The organism is Candidatus Njordibacter sp. Uisw_039, from assembly GCF_047730075.1.
GTDB lineage: Bacteria > Pseudomonadota > Gammaproteobacteria > Pseudomonadales > Balneatricaceae > Njordibacter.
Genome location: NZ_CP159831.1, coordinates 1903163 through 1924946, shown reverse-complemented (window position 1 = coordinate 1924946; position 21784 = coordinate 1903163). Strand labels below are relative to the sequence as shown.

Genomic DNA, 21784 nt, shown 5'->3' with positions numbered 1-21784 from the left:
CACTCAATCATTCAAGTCTCAGGCGTCTAGAGCCCGACAATCCGACGGCAACCAGCCGATGTCAATATGGGAACCAGGTTCCAGCCGAACCTGATCCGGCGCGTTGCGGGTCTTTACAATAAAATTGTCATTACCAGCTACCCGCAGGCGAGTACGGAACATATCACCCATATAGATGAATTCGAGTACCTCTGCGCTGAGCGTATGCGCACCGGGCTGAAAGCGTTCTTTGTTAAACTCGACCCGTTCAGGCCGGATTGACACCCGAGTGCGCTCACCAGCTTTGGTGACATTGACAGGGTTGCAATCGATCAATTTTCCGTCGTTCAATTGAACCAGAGCAACACCGCTAGAAATTTCTTTCACCACGCCTTCCAACGTGTTGTTCTCGCCTATAAACTGCGCCACAAAACTGTTTTGCGGAGATTCATATAATTCTGCAGGCGGGGCCAATTGCTGGATCCGCCCATCGTTAAATACCGCAACCCGGTCTGACATGGTCAGCGCCTCGGTCTGGTCATGTGTCACATAGACCACCGTAATCCCAAGATTTTCGGCAATCCGCTTAATTTCGAACTGCATATGTTCGCGTAACTGCTTATCCAGCGCTCCTAAAGGCTCATCCATCAACACCAATTCAGCCTCAAATACAAGCGCACGCGCAAGTGCTACACGCTGTTGCTGACCGCCAGATAACTGGGCTGGTCTGCGGCCCCCAAACTCACCCATTTGCACCATTTCAAGCGCCCGCTTTACTTTGGCCTCGCGATCAGCTTTGCCAATTTTTCGCACCTCAAGTGGAAACGCGAGATTCTCAGCCACAGTCATATGGGGGAACAGCGCATAATTCTGGAACACCATCCCGATTCCACGCTTATGCGGCGGAATATTATTGATCGAGATTCCGTCCAGCATTATGTCACCGTGGGTCGCCGTCTCAAAACCGGCCAGCATCATCAGACAGGTGGTTTTCCCTGACCCAGAGGGTCCCAACATAGTCAGAAACTCGCCTCTTGGCATTGACAGGTTTAGGTCTTTCACTACCAACGACAACCCATCGTAACTTTTCTGTACGCGATCAAATTTTACGAAAGCATCGGTTTCACTCGTCTTGCTTGTCAAAAACTAACACCTTATTTTTTATGTCGCCGTTGAATTTAACCGCCACGATTGCTTGCAAAACATGATGCTTTATTTTTTATCCAAAAGCAAATGCTAGCGCCAACAATGACGGCCCTATACGACAAGTCTGCGATGGAATTGCCAAAGGACGAGAATGGGTTACAACGCGCAGGAACCATAGCCCAGCGCATTTTGAATGCCCCTATACTGTCCAAACTTCACCAGCGTAGCTATTTCCAGCTACGGCTTGATTAAGGTCGGTAGTCTAGGCCTCCTTTTAAATTGTTTAAATGTTAAGTTAATTACATTAACTTAACTAAAAGGTTAACTAACTATACAAGTCGACACTAATTTAGTAAGTGGCCAAGCTGTGAGTGTCACCGTCGACTGTCAGACTTTGGCCGGATATTTTTGCACCTAAATCAGAAAAGCTAAATAAAATCATATTAGCTATGTCTTCGGCGTCTACAAATGTCGTCATGGAGGTATTTTGTACGTTATCTTGGCGCACCTTATGTAAACTCTCACCAGTAGCTTTGGCAATACTACTGATGACGCGGTCCATACGCTCTCCGTTTACTGAACCTGGACAAATACAATTAACCCGTACATTAAATGGGCCAAGTTCCATGGCCATGGTTTTGCTTAACCCAACAATGGCCCACTTTGCGCTAGCATAGGGGCTACGCATAGGGTAACCATAAAGCCCTGCGGTGGAAGATAAGTTCATAATAGCGCCACCGTGTTTCTTGATTAGTGGGATGGCATGTTTTGAAACATAAAAGGTAGCATGCAAGTTAACATCAAAGGTGGCTTTCCATGCTTCAATGTCTAGGGTTTCAATAGGTCCTGCTGGTCCTGAAACACCAGCGTTATTCACCAAAAAGTCTAGTTCTCCAGAAAAATCCTGTTGTAATTGGGCAAACATGGCGTCTACCTCATCTGGTTTTGCAACATTGGTTATACTAGTGAGTAGCAGAGGGTAGTGTTGTTTAAAATCAGCCAATGCCTGGGCATCAATATCGCACACGTGTACCTGCGCTCCAGCATTCATCAAAGCAATTGCTGTAGCTTTGCCTATACCTGTAGCACCTGCTGTAATCAACACTTTCTTATTTGTAATACCTTCCATATATGTCACTCCAATGTTGCTAATGGGATTGATAGTGAACGAGGTTAAATGGGTGAGCTTGTATATATCCGCAGTAAATTTGTCTGTTTTTGATAAGAAATCAGACGCTTGGTACCGATACACTGCCTGACACCTGTCCAATTATGAGCATTTATATGACTAAGCTAAACTTCTATATTAACGGTAACTGGTGTGAGCCTTTGACCAGCACACAGCTTTTAGACGTAATTAATCCCGCCACAGAGGCAACCTTTGCTGAGGTGTGCCTTGCTAATGCCGACGATGCAGAGGCTGCGATCAATGCCGCAGCCAATGCCTTTGAAACGTGGAGCCAGACCTCCTTGCAGCAGCGAATACTCAAGGTAGAAGTATTTTTAGCTGCCTACCAGAAACACTATGAATCTATGGCTAAGGCTATTACTGAAGAAATGGGTGCACCAGCTTCTATGTCCTACGACATTCAAACAGAGACTGGCGTAGGTCACACACAAGCCCATTTGGAATACGCTAGGACCAATTTATTGGACGAGCCCATTGGTGAATATGGTCAGCTACTCAAAGAGCCCATTGGGGTTTGTGTACTGATTACTCCTTGGAATTGGCCTATTAACCAAATTATTTGCAAAGTCATCCCGGCCTTATTAGCTGGCTGTACCATGGTGCTTAAGCCGAGTGAATTAACGCCTATATCTGCACAACTATTTGCCGAGTGTATCCACGAAGCGGGCATTCCAGAGGGGGTGTTTAATATGATACATGGCACTGGTGCGGGAATAGGTGACTATATGACTAGTAATCCATTAGTCGATATGGTGTCTTTCACTGGATCTACTAGGGCGGGTGTTGAAATTGCCAAGTCCGCTGCTGCAAGCGTTAAGCGCGTAAGCCAAGAACTAGGTGGTAAGTCTGCCAATATTATCTTTGCTGATGCCGACCTGAGTGCTCAAGTAGAATTAGGTGTGCAGGCCTGCATGCTTAACAGTGGCCAGAGTTGTGATGCTCCGACGCGCATGTTGGTGGAGGCCAGCGTATATGATCAAGTTGCAGCGCTGGCTTTAGCTACAGTAGAAACGATAACCTTAGGAAACCCGCAACAGCAAGGTGACCACTTGGGTCCAGTTATATCACAACCCCATTGGCATAAAGTGCAAGGTTTAATCCAAGTGGGCATAGATGAGGGAGCCACTTTGTTAACTGGCGGCGTGGGTAAACCCCAAGGTTTTGAGCAAGGTTATTACGTTAAACCGACGCTGTTTGGCGATGTGAATAACGCTATGGCTATTGCCCAAGAAGAAGTTTTTGGCCCAGTATTAGTATTGATTCCTTTTGCTGATGAGGCAGAAGCGATCAGCATCGCTAATGACAGCCCATACGGCTTAGGAGCCTATGTGTCTACCCAAGACATGGATAAAGCTCATCGTGTGGCTCGGCAATTGAGAGCCGGCACAGTACACATTAACATGGCCGATTTGGAATACTGCATGCCTTTTGGTGGTTACAAACAATCAGGTAATGGGCGTGAATACGCAGGTTTTGGACTCCACGAATTTCAGGAAATAAAAGCCATTGCGGGCTACCGCTAAGCAATTAGGAATAATGAAATGAAAATAGGTTTTATAGGGCTAGGTAATGTAGGTAGTAAGTTAGCAGGTAGTTTATTGCGTAATGGTTATGAGGTCATAGTCCGAGACCTGAACGATGATTTTGTGGCCGATTTTGTAGTGCGTGGAGCCCACACTGCCGATTCTCCAAAACAGCTTGCCCAAGCTAGCGACATCATTATTACGTGTTTGCCGTCTCCAGACGCCTGCTCTGCAGTGATGGAAGGAACGGAGGCTGAAGAAGGGGTCATTGCAGGTTTGTCTGCTGGTAAAATATGGCTGGAAATGTCTACCACAGACGAGAGCGAGATACGGCGTATTGGCGAACTGGTAAAGGCTGCAGGCGCAGAACCTGCAGACTGTCCGGTGTCTGGCGGTTGTCACCGTGCTGACACAGGTAATATTTCTATTTTTGCAGGCTGCAGTCGGGCGGCATTTGAGCGAGTCTTACCTGTGCTTACCACCTTGGGTCGAAGAGTATTACACACTGGGGAGATAGGTACGGCATCAAAATTAAAGGTGGTCACCAACTATCTAGCAACGGCGCACCTAGTGGCATTAGGGGAGGCTTTAACGGCCTGTAAGGTCATGGGTTTGGACATGAATGTGAGTTACGAAGCTATCAAAGCCTCCTCTGGCACCTCCTTTGTTCACGAAACAGAATCTCAAGTGATTCTTAATGGCTCGCGAGACATTAACTTTACCGTTGACCTAGTCCTTAAAGACGTTGGCCTCTTCAATACCTTGACTCAAAGGGAAGGTATGAAGTTAGATTTGGCACCGTTATTGGTTGATATTTTTAGCCAAGCGCAAGCTGAATGGGGGCCTCGAGAAAAGTCTCCCAATATTATCCGGCGTTATGAAGAACCCATGGGCGTTAAAGTGTTAGGCCATGGTTTTCCAGCCGATATCCTTGATGATGAGCCAGAAGAAACTGGCCATGAGCTGATGGTGCTAGGCCGACAAGATGGTTAGTCTAGTCCAGCAGTACTTAACTCAAGTTTTGCGCAAGGCACGGTTAGTTTTAGCCGTTGCCAAAGCTTGGGTGGGATCATCTGGCCAGGGGTGCCTTGGGTAGCGCCCCTTCATTTCTTTTTTAATCTCTGTGTAACTGGTAGTCCAAAAATGGGCTAAGTCTTGAGTGACTTGTAAAACGTGCCCGCCAGGTGATAACAAATGCACTTGTAAGGCGGTGCCGTAACCGATACTGGGGGCCTCTTGCATGCCAAAGAGCTCTTGTAACTTAACAGCCAATACAGGAGGGTGCTGACTATAATCAATAGTGTGAGCGTTACCCGAAGGTACGGTGAAACGAGCGGGGGCTAACTGCTCTAGTTGGCTGGGTAAGGGCCAAGGTAAAAGGTTGGACAATATTTGTTTTAAATTCAACCGTTTTAGGTCCTTAAGGTGAGTGGTTTTATCTAAAAAGGGCCCAAGCCAATCCCCTAAGGTGTCGGTTAACCTTTGTGGCGATACATCAGGCCATGGGTTGGGTGCTCCAGCGCTACTAGGGTAGCTTTGGTGCAATAACTGTACCTTGGCTTGCCAGTTGAGGGTGTCTTTATCCCAGTTCAATGGCGATAATTTTAATTGCGTTACATAAAGGCAAGTTGCATCAATTAGAGCTTGAGGCTCCACCTTGGTGATGCGTTGGGTATTAACTTGAAGTTGCCCTACTTGCGTATGCCGTTCTGCAATGAGGCGATCATGTTGCTCATGCCAGAATATGTCGGTTTGTTCTTGTGTCAGGTGCTTTAAAGGTCCCGAAAAAAAACTAGATGGTAACTCTACCGCCAGACAAAGGCGTTGTGCATTGTCGCCTGTTTTACGCTCAAAACCGATAGTGCTGGCTACTGCTAGCCATGGTGAGCCACCGGTTGATTGCTGGCATGTCACCCGTTTACCGTTAGCGAGTTTGTATTGTTTTGGGTCTGACGTTTGTTGCGCAATACGTTCTGGCCAAGCATGGGCAACTAAAATAGCGGCTAATTGGCTGGGGTTGTAGTGGTGGCTAATAGGTGGCGTAGGATCTTGAGGCATCTGGTTAAACAACCGATTAGCTTGGTTGGTGAGTCGTTGGCGTATGCTCATTAGGTTGGATAGGGTAGGTTGATTACTATTGAGCCAATTCACCCGCAGCATCAAATCATAATCAGAGTCTGGGTGTGCTGATAACGGATCTTTTTCACTGAGGAGCGCTACCAACTGGCAACCTAAGAACAAGGTGTTGTAGCCTTGTGCGGTGACCAATAAATGACCTAAGCGGGGGGATAAAGGCAACTGGCTAACCCTTTCCCCATGGGGAGTGATGACAAAACCCTGGGCTAAGGGTGTCAAGGCCCCAAGCGCCACTAGAAGTTGTTCGGCCTTTTGCCATGGACCTTGTGGCGGTTGGTCCATCCATTGCATTTGTCTAGGATCAGAACAACCGAAGGCGTACAACTGTAGGCATAAATTAGTTAAATCAGTTTGTTTTATTTCTACCGTAGCCTGAGGAGCAAGGCCTTGGTGCTCTGTGTCACTCCATAAGCGATAACACGTGCCGGCACTTAGGCGTCCTGCACGGCCAGCACGTTGTGTGGCTTGCGCACGGGACACCTTTACCGTCTTCAGGCGGCTTAGGCCAGTACGTGTGTCATACGCCATTTGGCGTGATAAACCTAGGTCAATGACGCATTCTATACCTTCAATGGTGAGACTAGTTTCAGCAATATTAGTAGCTAGAACAATCTTTCGTTTGCCCTTAGCTGCTGGGCTAATAGCCTGTTGTTGCTGTTCCATGGATAACTCTCCATAGAGAGGGAAGAGTTCAATTTGAGACGAACAAAGGTTAGCGAGTTGGTCTTGAGCCCGATGGATTTCTCCGCGGCCAGGTAAAAATACCAGCAAACTGCCTTGATGGTTGGTTAGAGCTTGGGCTACGGTGTCATAGAGGACGCTATAAACCTGCCCACGGCTTGGAGCAGAGCACACTTGATGTGTAGTGACCGGAAACTGGCGACCTTCGCTGATCACAATGGGCGCATTATCGAGCAACTGGCTAACGCTTTGAGCGTCCATAGTAGCGGACATGATGATAAGCTTTAGGGGGTTGTCATCGCGCAGCAGTTCGCGGCCCTGCAGGCACATTGCTAAGCTTAAATCACCGTCTAAGCTACGTTCGTGAAATTCGTCAAAGATCACAGCACCAATGCCTTCAAGGCTTGGGTCTTGTTGTAACATGCGCAGTAAAACCCCGTGTGTAATGACCTCAATACGGGTATGGGCGCTCACTTTAGTGTCCAAGCGCATGCGATAACCTACGGTGTGGCCGCAGGTTTGCTCGAGGCTTTGGGCTAAGAAGTGTGCGGTGGCAAGGGTGGCAATGCGGCGCGGTTCAATCAATAATATTTTTTGCTGGCCTAACCATGGAGCTTTGAGTATTGCTAGGGGTACACGGGTGGTTTTGCCGGCACCAGGAGGTGCAATAAGCACCACTTCATGGTGTTTCTCTAGTGCCTCACACAGCTTCGGAAGCACCTCATTAATCGGCAATGAGGTGGGCGCTGGAGGCATAATTAGAAGGCTTTAAACGTGAGGGTCGTCAGGGACCGAGAAATGCCTTCTATGGTTAACAGGTGGTCATTAATAAACTTGCCTACATCTTCCTCTGAGGGGATGTATAGCTTCATTAATAAGTCATAATCGCCACTGGTCGAATACAGTTCAGAGGCAATTTCGCGTTCATAGATTGCATCAGCTACCGCGTAGGTTTTACCGGGGTTGCAACGAATTTGAACAAATACACAGGTCATAGTATTTCCTAAATAAACCGAAATTGAATCCAGCCCAAGACCCCATGCCAGACTCTAGTGCTGCTGGTACATGAGCGCGGCTATAGATATGGCTAGCAGGTGCTTTGGGTATTTTACACCAGTTGCACAAGCAGGTGAGTTGATTAGTGGTTTACTTTAAAGAAAGATATCTTTTGGCGCAACTTATTCGCTTGTTAATTAAATGACTCGTTGGCGTGCCCGGAGTCCTTCAACCTTACAGTTTCTTTGCTATGGGTGGCGCTAAAACCCTATATTCCGGAAGCCTTTGATCCATACTGCTGGCTTTCAGCGAGATCAATCTTGTTTGAAACCACGGCACATGTTTTCAAAACAGTAATTAGTCTAAGATGTGGGTATGAAGAATATCGCTGTCAAAATCTGTCTAGTGGTTATGGCACGGTTTGGTGTTGTTAGTGCTGGGACAAGCCTAGTTTTGATCTCGCTGAATAACGTAAAGCTCAAGTACTTTAGCCAAAATTCCAAATATAAATAGGATTATTAGACCTATGAATGTCAAACTGATTGCCAAATCACCTAATAAAATCGTACAGACAGCTGAGTTTTTAGATGTATTGTCAAAATGTATTGCAAGCCCTGATAAGGCTTATAGTCTGCCCCCCGCCTGTTACTCTGATCAATCAGTTTTCGAAACAGAAATTGAAACAATTTTTCACGGTTCTTGGATTAGTGTAGGACGTGCAGATCGCCTCCCAAAGTCCGGAGACTATAGAACCTTGGATATAGCCAAGTCTCCAACTATCATAGTCCGAGATAAGCAGGGGAAGTTACGAGCCTTTGCCAATAGCTGTCGTCATCGTGGCGCTAGACTTTTGGACGGCGAAGGTACTTGCCGAGTAATTAGATGCCCATTTCACAGCTGGACCTATCAGTTAGACGGCAGTTTAATGGGAGCGAGCAAAATGGAGCTCACGAAAAACTTCGAAAAATCTGATCATGGGCTCATAGAGTTTGAAATCGCAGAACGACTTGGATTTGCTTTCGTCTGTATGAGCGATGAGCCAGAGGATATTGACTCACGTCTTGGGGATTTTGAGCAGTTACACAAGTCTTGGCATCTTGCCTCTTTTACTACTACCCGACACAGAAAATTTAAAGTCAATTGTAACTGGAAGGGCTTTCTCGATGTTTTCAATGAGCACTACCATCTGCAATTTGTCCACCCCAATACAATTTCCAACGTTTATGAAACGCCCCACGCTGCCGATGAGACAAGTGGATCTTACGCCAGCCAATATGGGGAGACTTCGGGTACCGGTGGTTTACTGGAAGGTCAGGAAGAATATGGCTTGCCCCTAATACCTAATCTTGAAAAGAAGCTAGAAAATGGTGTCCGTTATACTTGGGTTTTTCCAAATATGGCCTTCGCCATAGGAGCAGATGCGTTATGGATATATGAGACCTATCCGTTGGGACCCGACCGCTGTGAGGTACATCAAACTGTGTGTTTTCCTCCTGAAACGATTGAACTGGCGGATTTTGAAGAACGAGTCAAATACTACTACCACAGAATGGACGCAGCAATACAAGAAGATATACCCGCATTGGAAAATCAACAAAAGGGTCTGTCATCAGTGTTTGCACGCCCAGGAAGATTCTCTGCACACCTGGAAGCAAATGTAGCGGCGTTCGCAAAATGGTACGCAGAAGAGTTGTTGTAACACCCTCTCGACAAACGCAGGCTAGCAGTAGATCAATTGATCAGTGTGCAAAACTATACGGGTATAAAAGTGGCTCGGAAGCGGACTCTCTTTAGAGTCAACAACTGACTTTCGTGGTTATTTGATGCGGTAGGAGATTTTTACTATTCCTCTCGGTCTGATATAGAGTGAAATAACAAATTCTAACCAAGAAATATATCTGATACTCTAATAAATTATTCTTAACAAGAACATTTTATTCGTTTTGTTAATATTAACTGCTATACTAACCTGTAGGCACTAAAACAATAACCGTAAGGAAAACCTAATGATCACTACTGCTGAAAAGTTTTTATCTGACAATAAAATTAACTTTGTTCTAGCTCAGTTTGTCGATATTCATGGCGTTGCAAAAACTAAATCAGTGCCATCTGCAAATCTAGCTGATGTTGTAACCAATGGTGCAGGATTTGCAGGATTTGCGATCAACGGATTGGGAATGGAACCTCATGGGCCAGATTTTATGGCTAGAGGAGACTTAGACACCCTTTCCATTGTGCCCTGGCAGCCAGGGTACGCGCGCATAGTTTGTGATGGTTATGTCAACGATCAGCCTTATGCATATGACAGCAGGGTTGTGTTAAAAAGACAGGTTGAAATGTTACGTCAGAGACAATGGACTTTAAACACAGGCCTAGAACCAGAATTTTCCTTGTTTTCCCGCACTGATGATCAAAGCGTTACTCTGGTGGATAAATCTGACACATTGGACAAACCTTGTTACGACTATAAGGGTTTGTCCCGTTCAAGAAAGTATTTAGAAACCTTAGTGGGTGCGTTACAGGAGGTCGATTTTGATGTCTATCAAATCGACCATGAAGACGCCAACGGTCAGTTTGAAATAAACTACACTTATAGCGACGCTTTGACCTCTGCAGACCGTTTTACATTTGTGCGCATGGCCGCTGGAGAAATTGCCCATGACATGGATATGGTCTGCTCTTTCATGCCCAAGCCAATTGCAGATCGTGCCGGTAATGGCATGCACTTTCACCTATCCATCACAGACCCCCAAGGTAACAACCTATTCTGTGATGAAAATGACCCTAGTGGTATGGGTTTATCTACTATGGCGTATCACTTTATGGCAGGCCTGTTACATCATGCCAAAGCACTGTGTGCATTATCGGCACCCACCGTGAATTCATATAAACGGCTAGTGGTAGGAGGCTCTGCATCTGGAGCAACCTGGGCGCCTGCGTACATTTGTTATGGCGACAACAATCGTTCTGCCATGGTTCGCATCGTTTATGGGCGCTTAGAGTATCGTCTACCAGACTCTTCATGCAATCCGTATTTAGTTCATGCCGCCATCATTGCAGCAGGTTTGGATGGCATTGACCGTAAGCTAGACCCAGGTGCCGCCCAAAATATTAATCTATACAGTTTATCCAGCGAACAACGTATTGCGGCAGGAATCGATTTGCTACCTCAAAATTTAGGTGAGGCGGTCGACGCCCTAGAGGCAGACACCCAGCTTATTGGATTAATAGGTGAGGAAATTTGCGGCGAATTTATTAAACTTAAACGTGATGAATGGATAGAGTATTGCCGCTACGTGACGGAGTGGGAGCGTAAGCGTTATCTTGAATTATTTTAAGCCGTAAAAAACCTTCACCACCCAACAAAAAGGAACTCACCTATGTGCGGAATTGTAGGCCTCTATTTAAAAAATCACGCTTTAGAAAATCAAATCGGCAGCATGTTTGCACCGATGCTGGAGGCTATGACGGGCCGGGGCCCAGATAGTGCAGGTTTTGCCATCTACGGCGATGAGGTGCCTAAAGGGTCAACCAAACTCACCTTGTATCACCAAGATCTTACCTATGACTGGGATGCATTGGCCCACCGTGCTCAAGCCCAGCTCGCGGTGCCGATTGAGTTTTTCCGCAATCATCACGCAGTGGTGTTTAAGATTGCTACGGATGCTCAAACGGCCAGTGAGTATTTCTTAACCCATGCGCCAGAGTTAATCCTCTTAAGTGCAGGTCAATCCATTGAAATTCTCAAAGCCGTTGGCCTGCCTACAGAGATTAGCTCAGAGTTTAATTTATCTGGCATGAAAGGTAGCCACATTATTGGCCACACTCGTATGGCAACTGAATCAGCAGTAACCCTAGAAGGTTCACACCCATTTTCAACGGGTCAAGACTTATGCCTGGTCCACAACGGTTCTTTTTCTAATCATAACCGCCTGCGCACTGAGCTTGCTTATCATGGTTACCATATGAAAACAGAAAACGATACCGAAGTGGCCGCAGGTTATCTTACCTGGCGCATGGACCAAGGAGATACACTTAAACAGTCCTTAGAGCATGCTCTTCAGGACCTTGATGGTTTCTATACCTTAGCCATAGGTACCCACGATGGTTTTGCGGTAATTCGGGATCCTATAGCCTGCAAACCAGCGGTGTTAGCGGAGACCGATGACTATGTCGCCATGGCTTCTGAATACCAAGCATTAACCAGCTTACCAAACATAGATCAAGCCCGCATCTGGGAGCCAGAACCAGCAACCATATACTCGTGGCAGCGCGACAGTCACTAACCCACATAAAATAGTTAGTTCTATTGGAGATAACATGCAATCAATTAACTTAGCAGAACATACAGTGCGAGAGCTTAATCAGCTTTTACACGACCAATCTAAAGACTTAGTAGAAGATCAATGGGAAATTAGTGAAACCAGTGGCCAGCACAATATTGCCTGCGGTCTCAATCAAAAACTTAATGTCGGCATCAAAGGCCACGTGGGCTACTTTTGTGCTGGTATGAATCAACATGCCCATGTCACCGTGCATGGTAATGCCGGCCAGGGTGTGGCAGAAAATATGATGTCCGGTACAGTGCATGTAAAAGGAGATGCCTCTTCTGCGGCGGGTGCTACTTCTCATGGTGGCCTGCTAGTGATTGATGGCAACACCGGTGCACGTTGTGGTATTTCAATGAAGGGTAGCGACATAGTAGTCAAAGGCAATGTAGGCCACATGAGCTGTTTTATGGCCCAGGCCGGAACCTTAGTTGTCTGTGGCGATGCAGGCGAAGCCTTAGGAGACTCGCTCTACGAAACGGTTATATTTGTTAAGGGTAAAGTGCAGTCTTTAGGGGCCGATTGTGTCGAAAAATCAGTCACAGATAAGCACTTCAAACAACTTAAAAAACTATTGGATCGCGCAGGTTCTGAGGAAGATCCTACCCACTTCAAACGCTACGGCTCCGCACGCCAGCTATATAACTTTAAAGTTGACAACGCTTATTAGGAATCAGACCCATGAACAACAATGACACCCAAGACAATCTACGCGAATCTGCTACGTTTGACCGAGTCACCATGGCGGAGATTCGTCGAGCAGCAGAAACTGGTATTTATGACATCCGTGGTTTTGGGGCTAAACGCAAACTACCTCATTTTGACGACCTACTGTTTCTAGGAGCTAGCATGTCACGCTACCCACTAGAAGGGTATCGTGAAGCCTGTGAAACTAAAGTTGTTTTAGGCACGCGATTTGCTAAAAAACCGATCATTATTGACACTCCCGTAACCATTGCTGGTATGAGTTTCGGCGCTTTGTCCGCCAATGCTAAAGAGGCGTTAGGCCGTGGGGCTTCTGCGGTAGGAACCTCAACCACCACTGGTGATGGCGGTATGACACCAGAAGAACGCGGGCAGTCCGACAAACTAGTTTATCAGTACTTACCCTCGCGTTATGGCATGAACCCAGATGATCTGCGTAAAGCCGATGCCATCGAGATAGTGCTGGGGCAGGGCGCCAAGCCAGGTGGCGGTGGCATGCTCCTAGGTCAAAAAATAACCGACCGCGTAGCAGGTATGCGCACACTACCTATAGGAGTAGATCAACGTTCTGCTTGTCGCCACCCCGATTGGACTGGACCAGATGATCTGGCCATAAAAATTCAAGAGCTGAGGGAGATTACCGACTGGCAAGTCCCCATTTATATCAAAATAGGCGCAACACGGACCTACTATGACGTTAAACTCGCAGTCAAAGCTGGGGCTGATGTCGTGGTTGTAGACGGCATGCAAGGCGGCACAGCGGCAACCCAAGAGGTTTTCATCGAACACGTTGGCATACCCACCTTGGCAGCGATTCCACAAGCAGTGCAGGCCTTACAAGAAATGGGTATGCATCGCAAAGTTCAGCTTATTGTCTCTGGTGGCATTCGCAATGGCGCAGACGTAGCAAAATGTATGGCCTTAGGAGCTGATGCGGTTGCGATTGGCACTGCAGCCCTTGTGGCCTTAGGCTGTAACGACCCCAAATATGATGAAGAGTTTAAACAGTTAGGTTCTGCTGCAGGCTTCTATGATGACTACCATGAAGGCAAAGACCCGGCTGGTATATCCACTCAAGATCCAATCCTTGCTCAACGCCTAAACCCTGTTGATGGTGGGCGTAAGTTAGCCAATTATATCCGCGTTCTCACCTTAGAAGCACAAACCATTGCACGCGCCTGTGGCAAGAGCAACCTAAATAACTTAGAACCTGAAGACATGGTGGCTTTAACCGTGGAATCTGCTGCCATGGCCAAAGTTCCCCTTGCAGGCACCAGTTGGATTCCAGGGCAGTCATTTTAACTGTGTAAAGAACGCTCCTGATTAAGGCCTCAATAATTTGTGATAAAAGGCAAGATTACATTCAACTTAGCTCTGCTAAGTAATTTATTAAAAGGGGTATGTCATAAATTACAATTTGAGTGCATTGACGATAATTCTCAAGCAGCTATATTAGGTTTTTTTGAGCCTCTAGGGGCTCATTAATGACCACTATAATTAATGAATGATAACAACTTTACGGGCACGCTGTGGAGTTGTTCTGGCCCATGGGGAATGTTACCTTCAAAGGTTAAACTATCTCCCACCTCTAGGCGATATATATGATTGCCATGGCGGTAGGTAAGAGAGCCTTCGAGTATGTATACAAACTCCTCTCCTGGATGGGAGAATGATGGAAACACCTCTGCAAGATCATCCATGGTTACCAGAAATGGTTCAAAATTGCGCGTACCGCCGCGCTGATAATTCAGCAGGCGATACTCATGGCCCTTATCTGTACCTCGCCTTACAACCTCTAAACCTTCTCCAGACTTGGTAAAATGAGCATCGCCATCAACACGATTATAATTGGTCAATAATTGTGAAATAGGCATGCCAATAGCGTCACATAAGCGATTAAGTGAGTCTAAGCTGGGTGAGACTTGTGCATTTTCAATTTTACTGATCATGCCCTGACTAATGCCAGACATTTGGCACACATCAACGATTTTTAAATCCGCCGCCTTGCGTGCTGATTTAATGGTAAGGCCGATAAACTCGTCTAAGCCAAATTTTTTATTCATAACTATGCATCTCTAGCCTAGTATTGGCAACGATGTAAATTGAGTAACCGCAGTCTACCCTATGTTCAACCTAAAACAACATTTAGCCTAGAGCTTATGCTCAAGCCGTTTGGTGAATCCATTCTTCTACATCGTTATTGGTTTGGCGGTTTTGGTCTACTATTGACTAGCCCTCCAATTACGCTATGCTGCCAGTGGCAGTTGATAGAGGCGCAGCTGACAACTAAAACCTTAATTTAGGTCAAGTAAAAATTTGAGGCACATCTATGACACTGCTTGCTCCAATCGTTGCAGAAGCTGAAACTTTTAAAGCCATCCGGCGCGATATTCATGCTCACCCTGAATTGAGTTACACGGAACACCGTACGGCAAAAATCGTCATTGACCAGCTCACCGCCATGGGTATAGAGGTACATCAAGGTATTGGTGTCACTGGTGTTGTAGGGGTGATCAAAGGTCTTAAAACAGGCGCAGGTATTGCCCTTAGGGCAGACATGGACGCCTTACCGTTACAAGAACGTAATCAATTTGACCATGTGAGCCAGTATGCTGGCAAAATGCATGCCTGTGGCCATGATGGGCACACAGCAACGTTGCTTTGTGCTGCAGGCTACCTAGCAAAACATCGTGATTTTTCTGGCACGATCTATTTGATTTTCCAGCCAGCTGAAGAAGGTGGTGCAGGTGCTAAAGCCATGATGGACGATGGCCTGTTTGAGCGCTTTTCGATCGATGAAATTTATGGTTACCACAATTGGCCTGGTTACTCACAAGGCTCTGTGGGCATAGTAGCAGGACCCATGATGGCTTCGGCCAGCGAGTTTAAAATTAAAGTGGTGGGTAAGGGTGCTCACGCCGCCATGCCTCAACTGGGTGCAGACCCTTTATTGGTGGCCTGTCAGCTGGTGCAAGGGTTGCAATCTATAGTGACTCGTAATATTAATCCGCTAGAATCTGTGGTGTTGTCTGTTACCAAGATTCACTGTGGCGATGCCACTAACATCATTGCCGATGATTGTATGATCCAAGGGACGGTGCGCTGTTTCTCTGAGGAGGTCTTGCAAGCTGTTGAAAAACGCATGGCAAAAATCTCGCAAGACTTGTGCGCAGCTTTTGATTGTGAGGGCCAGTTTGTTTTTGAAAGGGCTTACCCTGCTACCATTAACCATGTGGCTCAAGCGCAATACATGCGAGAGGTTGCAGAAGATTTGTTGGGCCAAGATCAGGTGGTCGATTTTACCCCAACCATGGGTTCCGAGGACTTTAGTTTCTTTTTACAAGAAAAACCAGGCTGTTATTTTGCTTTAGGTAATGGTGACGGTGGTCACCGTGATCAAGGGCATGGTATGGGGCCGTGTACCTTACATAACCCAAATTATGATTTTAACGATGCCTTAATTCCTATTGGCGCGACCCTTTGGGTAAGGTTAGTTGAAGCTCGTTTAGGCAAGGGAGGCATTGTTTGTGAATAAAGTGATGGTATAAATTTTACACTTAGTGTAATATTTTTCATTATGAATTCTAAACACCCAAAGCAACAGGTTGATGCAGAGCAGTTAGATCTTGCTACACGAGCGGCCTGGCTATCGTTTATAGGGGGCTATACGCAAGGTGAGGTAGCTAAGCGCTTAGCTGTATCACCTGTTAAAGCTCATCGGCTCATTCAACTTGCTCAACAACAGGGTATGGTAAAAATCTTCATCGAAGGTGAGCCTGCTCGCTGCGTAGCGTTGGAAGAGCAACTGGCGAAAAAGTTCAGCCTGCGCTCGTGTTTAATTGCTCCTTCAGACCATATAAATGCAGACGATAATGAGGCCAATTTTAATGAAGTTGGCGCTGGTGCTGCACGTTTTTTCTATAATATCCTCAACCAATTACCGCAATCTTCTTGTGTGGGCATTGGTAAAGGTCGCTCGCTTTCAGCGTTGGCAGAAAAACTACCCAAAATAAATCGTGCAGATCTTACGTTTGCTTCTGTTTCTGGTAGTTTTACCCGTAAATTTTCAGCCAACCGACTTGACGTAGTGCAGCAGTTTGTGGAGCGCACTGGGGGTGAAGGTTATTTTATGCCTGTGCCCTACCTAGCCCGTGATGACGAAGAGCATGAAATGTTGATGGCTCAAGCCAGTGTGCAATTTAGTTTAAATTTGGCGCGCAATGCCAATTTGTACGCTGTAGGTATTGGTGGACTCAAAACCAATCACTACCTACATAGTGTAGGTTTAGTCACAGATAATGATTTGGAAGAACTTCGATCAGCAGGGGCCGTGTGTGACTTGATAGGTAGTTTCTACGACATAATGGGCAAGCTTGTAGATCACCCACTCAACGGCCATGGTTTGGGCATTAACGCTGCAGAAATGGCTGGTAAGCGTGTGGTGGCTGTGGCTGGTGGCTTAGGTAAGGAACTGGCCTTGCTTGGAGCATTGCGCTCTGGTTTAGTCACAGACTTGGTAATGGGTGAAGTGACTGCTGAAAAATTAGTTTCCTTGATGGAGTTTAAGTAAATGGCAACACAAGTGCCTACACAGACACCTGGACAAGTACCTATCAGTTTGGTTAGACCCGCTGATCAGTCCATTGGTGCGGGAGATGCTCGCCATGCAGTCGAGCATGGTGGTCTATTGCGCAATCCTGGCATGGCGTTAGATTTACAACAGCTTGATAAAATTAGGGTTAATAAAAGTGCTATTGAGCGACGTTGTGCAGGTTACGGCGCCCGCCGCAGTATCAAAAAGCAAAAGCAGGCGGCTTGGTTACTTAAGGCCATTAGCTTAATAGACCTTACAACACTGTCGGGTGACGATACACAAGACCGTGTTAAGCGTTTGTGCAGCAAGGCAAAAAAACCTGTTGGTACGGATTTACAGCGGCGTTTAGGTATTGAGTCACTAAATCTATCTACTGCTGCCGTTTGTGTGTACCACGAAATGCTTGGTGCGGCGTTCTCAAGTCTTGAAGGTACTGGTATTCACTTAGCCGCCGTTTCCACTGGATTCCCTGCTGGTCTGTCTCCATTGCCGCTACGCATTGCCGAAATCGAATACTCTGTAGCTGCTGGAGCTGATGAAATTGATATTGTTATTAGTCGTAGGCATGTTTTAGAAGGCAATTGGCAATCCTTGTACGATGAAGTTAAAGCCTTCCGCAAGGCGTGTGGTTCAGCCCATTTAAAAACTATTTTAGCGACTGGAGAGTTAGGTAATCTGGCCAACGTTGCCAAAGCATCAATGGTTTGTATGATGGCTGGGGCAGATTTTATTAAAACCTCTACTGGTAAAGAGACTGAAAATGCCACTTTGCCGGTCAGTTTGGTGATGGTGCGAATGATCCGAGAATATTACCAGCTCACGGGTTTTTATATTGGTTTTAAGCCTGCAGGTGGCGTGAGTGATAGTAAAACAGCATTGCTCTACATGACCATGATGCAAGAAGAGTTGGGTCGTCGTTGGTTAGAAGCAGATTTGTTTCGTTTTGGTGCCTCAAGCTTGCTGGGAGATATAGAACGCCAGCTAGATCATTATGACAGTGGCTACTACTCAACAGCTTATCGACACGCTTTGGCGTAAATCAGGCATAGGATTTTTACCATGACAAAGACGACATTAGCGCAAGATTTTCAACAGCTTAATTACAGCCAGGCCCTAGAAAGTGATAAGGAAGCGCAGGCGTGGTTGGAGCAAAATGAGCGTCGCTTTGGCCACTACATTGATGGAGCTTTTGTTGGTCAGGCAGATGCTACCCTAGTTGACGTTTATAACCCCGCCACCTCAGAGGTGTTGGCGCAGATCGAGGTAGCAACCAGCAAACAAATAGATTTAGCTATCGCTAGTGCTCGTAAAGCCCAACCAAGCTGGTGGGCCTTGGGAGGACTTGGTCGTGCAAAAATACTTTATGCGTTGGCACGTAATTTACAAAAGTATGCTCGCTTAGCAGCTGTTTTAGAAACTATGGACAATGGTAAGCCTATCCGAGAAAGTAGAGATGCGGATATTCCTCTTGCTATTCGTCATTTTTATCACCACGCTGGCTGGGCAAAATTACAAGCTCAAGAGTTTCCAAACCATGGCCCAGTGGGCGTAGCCGCGCAGATTATTCCTTGGAATTTCCCTTTATTGATGTTGTCATGGAAGGTAGCTCCTGCCATCGCTATGGGTAATACCATTGTTATTAAACCTGCTGAACAAACGCCCTTAACGGCCATGTTGTTTGCCCAGCTTTGCCATGATTCCGGTGTGCCTAATGGTGTGGTGAATATTATTAACGGTGCTGGCGAAACAGGTGCAACCCTTGCTGCCCATCAAGGTGTAGACAAGGTTGCCTTTACTGGGTCTACGGCTGTGGGCCGAGCAATTCGTCTAGCTACAGCTGGCCAAGGTAAAAAGTTAACCTTGGAATTGGGTGGCAAGTCGGCCTTTATTGTTTTTGAAGATGCTGATTTAGATGCTGCTGTTGAAGGCTTGGTAGACTCGATTTGGTTTAACCAAGGCGAGGTTTGCTGTGCTGGCTCGCGATTGCTGGTACAAGCACCAGTATCGCAGGAGTTACACGCCAAACTAAAACAGCGTATGCAGCAGTTGCGCACAGGCTCGCCACTGGACAAATCTATAGATGTGGGTAGTTTAGTGAGCCAGCAGCAATTTAATCGAGTGAGCCAGTTGGTGACCCAAGGTTTGCAAGCTGGTGGTGAGCTATTTCAAGCGCATGCTCAAGACGCGACACAAAACTATTACCCTCCCACTTTGGTAACGGATGTTGATGCTAGTCATCCGCTGGTGCAAGAAGAAATATTTGGTCCTGTACTGGTCTCTATGACCTTCCGCACACAAGCCGAGGCTTTGGCTTTGGCGAACAATAGCCGCTATGGTTTAGCAGCTAGTGTTTGGAGTGAAAATATCAATCGTGCCATGGATGTGGCACCTAAAATCAAAGCCGGCGTGGTCTGGATAAACAACCACAATCAATTTGACGCATCCTGCGGTTTTGGTGGTGTTAAGGAATCTGGTTTTGGGCGAGAGGGTGGCAAAGAAGGTTTATACGAATACTTAGCACCCACTGGACTAACAGCGCTGGATACGGCCACTGCACCAGCCTTTACCGCTAATGCATCTGCGCAATCAATGCTTAATGCCTCAGCCATTGACCGTACATTAAAGTTCTATGTGGCTGGCAAACAGGTAAGGCCAGACTCGGGCCATAGCCAAGCCTGTTACAACAAGGATGGTAGTGTAGCCGCTATGGTTGGTATCGGCGGTCGTAAGGATATCCGTAATGCAGTATCGGGTGCATTAAAGGCGTCTTCGTGGACGCAGCAAACGGCCCATGGGCGTGCCCAGGTGATTTACTTTTTAGCAGAAAATCTATCACAACGAGAAAGTGAGTGGCTTGAACGATTACAAAAGGTCTGTGGCTATAGTCAAAGCCAAGCTCAGGCGGAGTTTGATGGGGCGATTTCCTGTCTCTTTACCTACGCTGCATGGGCAGACAAATACGATGGTGCGGTGCACAATGCGCCGTATCGTGGAGTCACCTTAGCTTTGCCTGAAGCTGTGGGAGTTATAGGATTAATTACCCCTACGAATCAACCGCTTATTTCCACCATTGCAATTATGGCACCGGCCATTGCCATGGGGAATAGGGTGGTATTGATAGCGAGTGAAAGTTACCCAAGTATTGCGCTAGAACTAGTGCAGGTGCTGGAAACTTCTGATATCCCTGCTGGTGTTGTTAATATAGTGGCTGGCCCAAAAGCGGACCTTGCCAACCACTTAGCAGGTCATGGCGAAGTTGATGCCATGTGGTGTTGGGCGGATGCCAGTATTAACAAACACGCTGAGCAGGCCAGTGTTACAGATTTAAAACGCATGTGGACTCATTTGGAAACGGACCGAGATTGGCTTGATCCGCAACAGAGTGAAGGTTTGGAGTTTTTACACCAAGCTACACAAGTGAAAAATATTTGGACGCCATACGGCGACTAATTAAAAAGAAGAAACGGCTTAAGCCGATTTAAGTAAACCCAGGAGAATGTAATGAAGTTAAATAAAATCACCATGGCGATCGTGGCTGGCGCAGTTGCATTAACTGCAACCGTTGCCCAAGCAGACGTTAAACCAGCTGTTGTATATGACAAAGCCGGTAAGTTCGACAAGTCATTCAACGAAGCTGTTTTTAACGGCGTTAAACGTTTTACTGCTGATACAGGTATTAGTGTTCGTGAAGTAGAGCCAACTAACGAAGCCCAAGTTGAGCAAGGCCTTAAAAAGCTTGCTAAGCGTGGCAACAGCCCCATTGTTGCTGTAGGTTTCTCTTCAGCTAACGCTGTAAGTGCTGCAGCTCAGGCATACCCAGATACCAAGTTCACCTTGATTGATATGGTTGTTCCAGAAGCTAATGTGCAGAACGTAGTGTTTAAGGAGCACGAAGGTTCTTTCCTAGTAGGTGCGTTGGCGGCTCTTAAGTCTGAAACTGGCACCATCGGTTTTGTTGGTGGCATGGATATTCCACTAATTAGTCGTTTTGGTTGTGGTTATGAGCAGGGTGCTAAACACATCAATGCAAACATTAAAGTGCTTCAAAAAATGACTGGCTCTACTCCAGCCGCATGGGGCAACCCATCCAAGGGAGGTGAGATAACTCGCAGCCAAATAGAAGCGGGTGCTGATGTAATCTTTGCTGCTGCTGGCGGCACTGGCTTTGGTGTTTACCAAGCTGCTGCTGATGCTGGAAAGTTGGCGATCGGTGTAGACTCTAACCAAAACCACTTGCAACCAGGCACCATGTTAACGTCTATGGTTAAACGTGTTGGTGTAGCTGCATACGAAAGCTATGCTGCTGCACAAAATGGCACTTGGAGTGCTGGTGTAAGCGTCATGGGTCTTGCTGAAGGTGGTGTTGACTGGGCTCTTGACGAGCATAACCGTGCTTTGGTAACTGCAGATATGGAAAACAAGGTAAATGCAATTAAGGCATCTATTATTGCTGGCGATATCGCAGTACATGACTATATGTCAGATAACACCTGCAACTATTAACTAA

At 46.5% G+C, this 21784-nt stretch carries 17 protein-coding genes; 12 read left to right on the top strand and 5 right to left on the bottom strand.

Annotated features, from left to right (window positions below; all coding sequences use genetic code 11):
- Positions 1-18: 18 nt before the first annotated feature.
- Entirely contained in the window at positions 19-1122 is a 1104-nt protein-coding gene (locus ABXT70_RS09100) for an ABC transporter ATP-binding protein (RefSeq protein WP_443640174.1), read from the bottom strand.
- 352 nt (positions 1123-1474) lie between these two features.
- Entirely contained in the window at positions 1475-2254 is a 780-nt protein-coding gene (locus tag ABXT70_RS09095) for an SDR family oxidoreductase (protein ID WP_443640173.1), read from the bottom strand.
- A 155-nt stretch (positions 2255-2409) separates the two neighbouring features.
- On the opposite strand from ABXT70_RS09095, the gene ABXT70_RS09090 reads away from it, so the two are divergent.
- Both ABXT70_RS09090 and ABXT70_RS09085 read left to right on the top strand, forming a co-directional pair.
- Entirely contained in the window at positions 2410-3837 is a 1428-nt protein-coding gene (locus tag ABXT70_RS09090) for an aldehyde dehydrogenase family protein (protein ID WP_443640172.1), read from the top strand.
- An 18-nt stretch (positions 3838-3855) separates the two neighbouring features.
- A complete protein-coding gene (locus tag ABXT70_RS09085; RefSeq protein ID WP_443640171.1) occupies positions 3856-4830 on the top strand; it encodes an NAD(P)-dependent oxidoreductase in 975 nt (324 codons plus the stop codon).
- 21 nt (positions 4831-4851) lie between these two features.
- On the opposite strand, the gene hrpB is transcribed toward ABXT70_RS09085, so the two are convergent.
- Positions 4852-7410: an ATP-dependent helicase HrpB gene (gene hrpB / locus ABXT70_RS09080; RefSeq protein WP_443640170.1), complete on the bottom strand. Its 2559-nt coding sequence runs from the start codon at positions 7408-7410 to the stop codon at positions 4852-4854.
- Between the two features lie 2 nt (positions 7411-7412).
- Positions 7413-7649, bottom strand: a complete 237-nt coding sequence (locus ABXT70_RS09075; RefSeq protein ID WP_443640169.1) for an Lrp/AsnC ligand binding domain-containing protein — start codon at positions 7647-7649, stop codon at positions 7413-7415.
- A gap of 527 nt (positions 7650-8176) precedes the next feature.
- Between ABXT70_RS09075 and ABXT70_RS09070 the strand changes: the two genes are divergently transcribed.
- From ABXT70_RS09070 to ABXT70_RS09050, 5 genes are all read left to right on the top strand, one after another.
- Positions 8177-9349 (top strand): aromatic ring-hydroxylating oxygenase subunit alpha, encoded by a 1173-nt coding sequence (locus tag ABXT70_RS09070; protein ID WP_443640168.1) that lies wholly within the window; start codon positions 8177-8179, stop codon positions 9347-9349.
- Between the two features lie 307 nt (positions 9350-9656).
- Positions 9657-10988 carry a type III glutamate--ammonia ligase gene (gene glnT, locus ABXT70_RS09065; RefSeq protein ID WP_443640167.1) on the top strand — a complete coding sequence of 444 codons (1332 nt, stop codon included), beginning with the start codon at positions 9657-9659 and terminating at the stop codon, positions 10986-10988.
- Between the two features lie 42 nt (positions 10989-11030).
- On the top strand, positions 11031-11936 hold the full coding sequence (locus ABXT70_RS09060) for a class II glutamine amidotransferase (protein ID WP_443640166.1): 906 nt from the start codon (positions 11031-11033) through the stop codon (positions 11934-11936).
- A 34-nt stretch (positions 11937-11970) separates the two neighbouring features.
- Positions 11971-12648 carry a protein glxC gene (locus ABXT70_RS09055; protein ID WP_443640165.1) on the top strand — a complete coding sequence of 226 codons (678 nt, stop codon included), beginning with the start codon at positions 11971-11973 and terminating at the stop codon, positions 12646-12648.
- A gap of 11 nt (positions 12649-12659) precedes the next feature.
- Complete coding sequence (locus tag ABXT70_RS09050; RefSeq protein WP_443640164.1) at positions 12660-13985, top strand: FMN-binding glutamate synthase family protein; 1326 nt, start codon at positions 12660-12662, stop codon at positions 13983-13985.
- Between the two features lie 179 nt (positions 13986-14164).
- Here the strand turns inward: ABXT70_RS09050 and ABXT70_RS09045 are convergent, their stop codons facing one another.
- Complete coding sequence (locus tag ABXT70_RS09045) at positions 14165-14746, bottom strand: helix-turn-helix domain-containing protein (protein ID WP_443640163.1); 582 nt, start codon at positions 14744-14746, stop codon at positions 14165-14167.
- 266 nt (positions 14747-15012) lie between these two features.
- On the opposite strand from ABXT70_RS09045, the gene ABXT70_RS09040 reads away from it, so the two are divergent.
- Genes ABXT70_RS09040 through ABXT70_RS09020 form a run of 5 tightly spaced genes read left to right on the top strand, consistent with a single transcriptional unit; the run spans position 15013 to position 21780 of the window.
- Entirely contained in the window at positions 15013-16218 is a 1206-nt protein-coding gene (locus ABXT70_RS09040; RefSeq protein ID WP_443640162.1) for a M20 aminoacylase family protein, read from the top strand.
- A 42-nt stretch (positions 16219-16260) separates the two neighbouring features.
- On the top strand, positions 16261-17253 hold the full coding sequence (locus ABXT70_RS09035; protein WP_443640161.1) for a sugar-binding transcriptional regulator: 993 nt from the start codon (positions 16261-16263) through the stop codon (positions 17251-17253).
- Entirely contained in the window at positions 17254-18315 is a 1062-nt protein-coding gene (gene deoC, locus ABXT70_RS09030; protein ID WP_443640160.1) for a deoxyribose-phosphate aldolase, read from the top strand.
- Between the two features lie 21 nt (positions 18316-18336).
- Complete coding sequence (locus ABXT70_RS09025; protein ID WP_443640159.1) at positions 18337-20727, top strand: aldehyde dehydrogenase family protein; 2391 nt, start codon at positions 18337-18339, stop codon at positions 20725-20727.
- 51 nt (positions 20728-20778) lie between these two features.
- A complete protein-coding gene (locus ABXT70_RS09020) occupies positions 20779-21780 on the top strand; it encodes a BMP family lipoprotein (protein WP_443640158.1) in 1002 nt (333 codons plus the stop codon).
- Positions 21781-21784 lie beyond the last annotated feature (4 nt).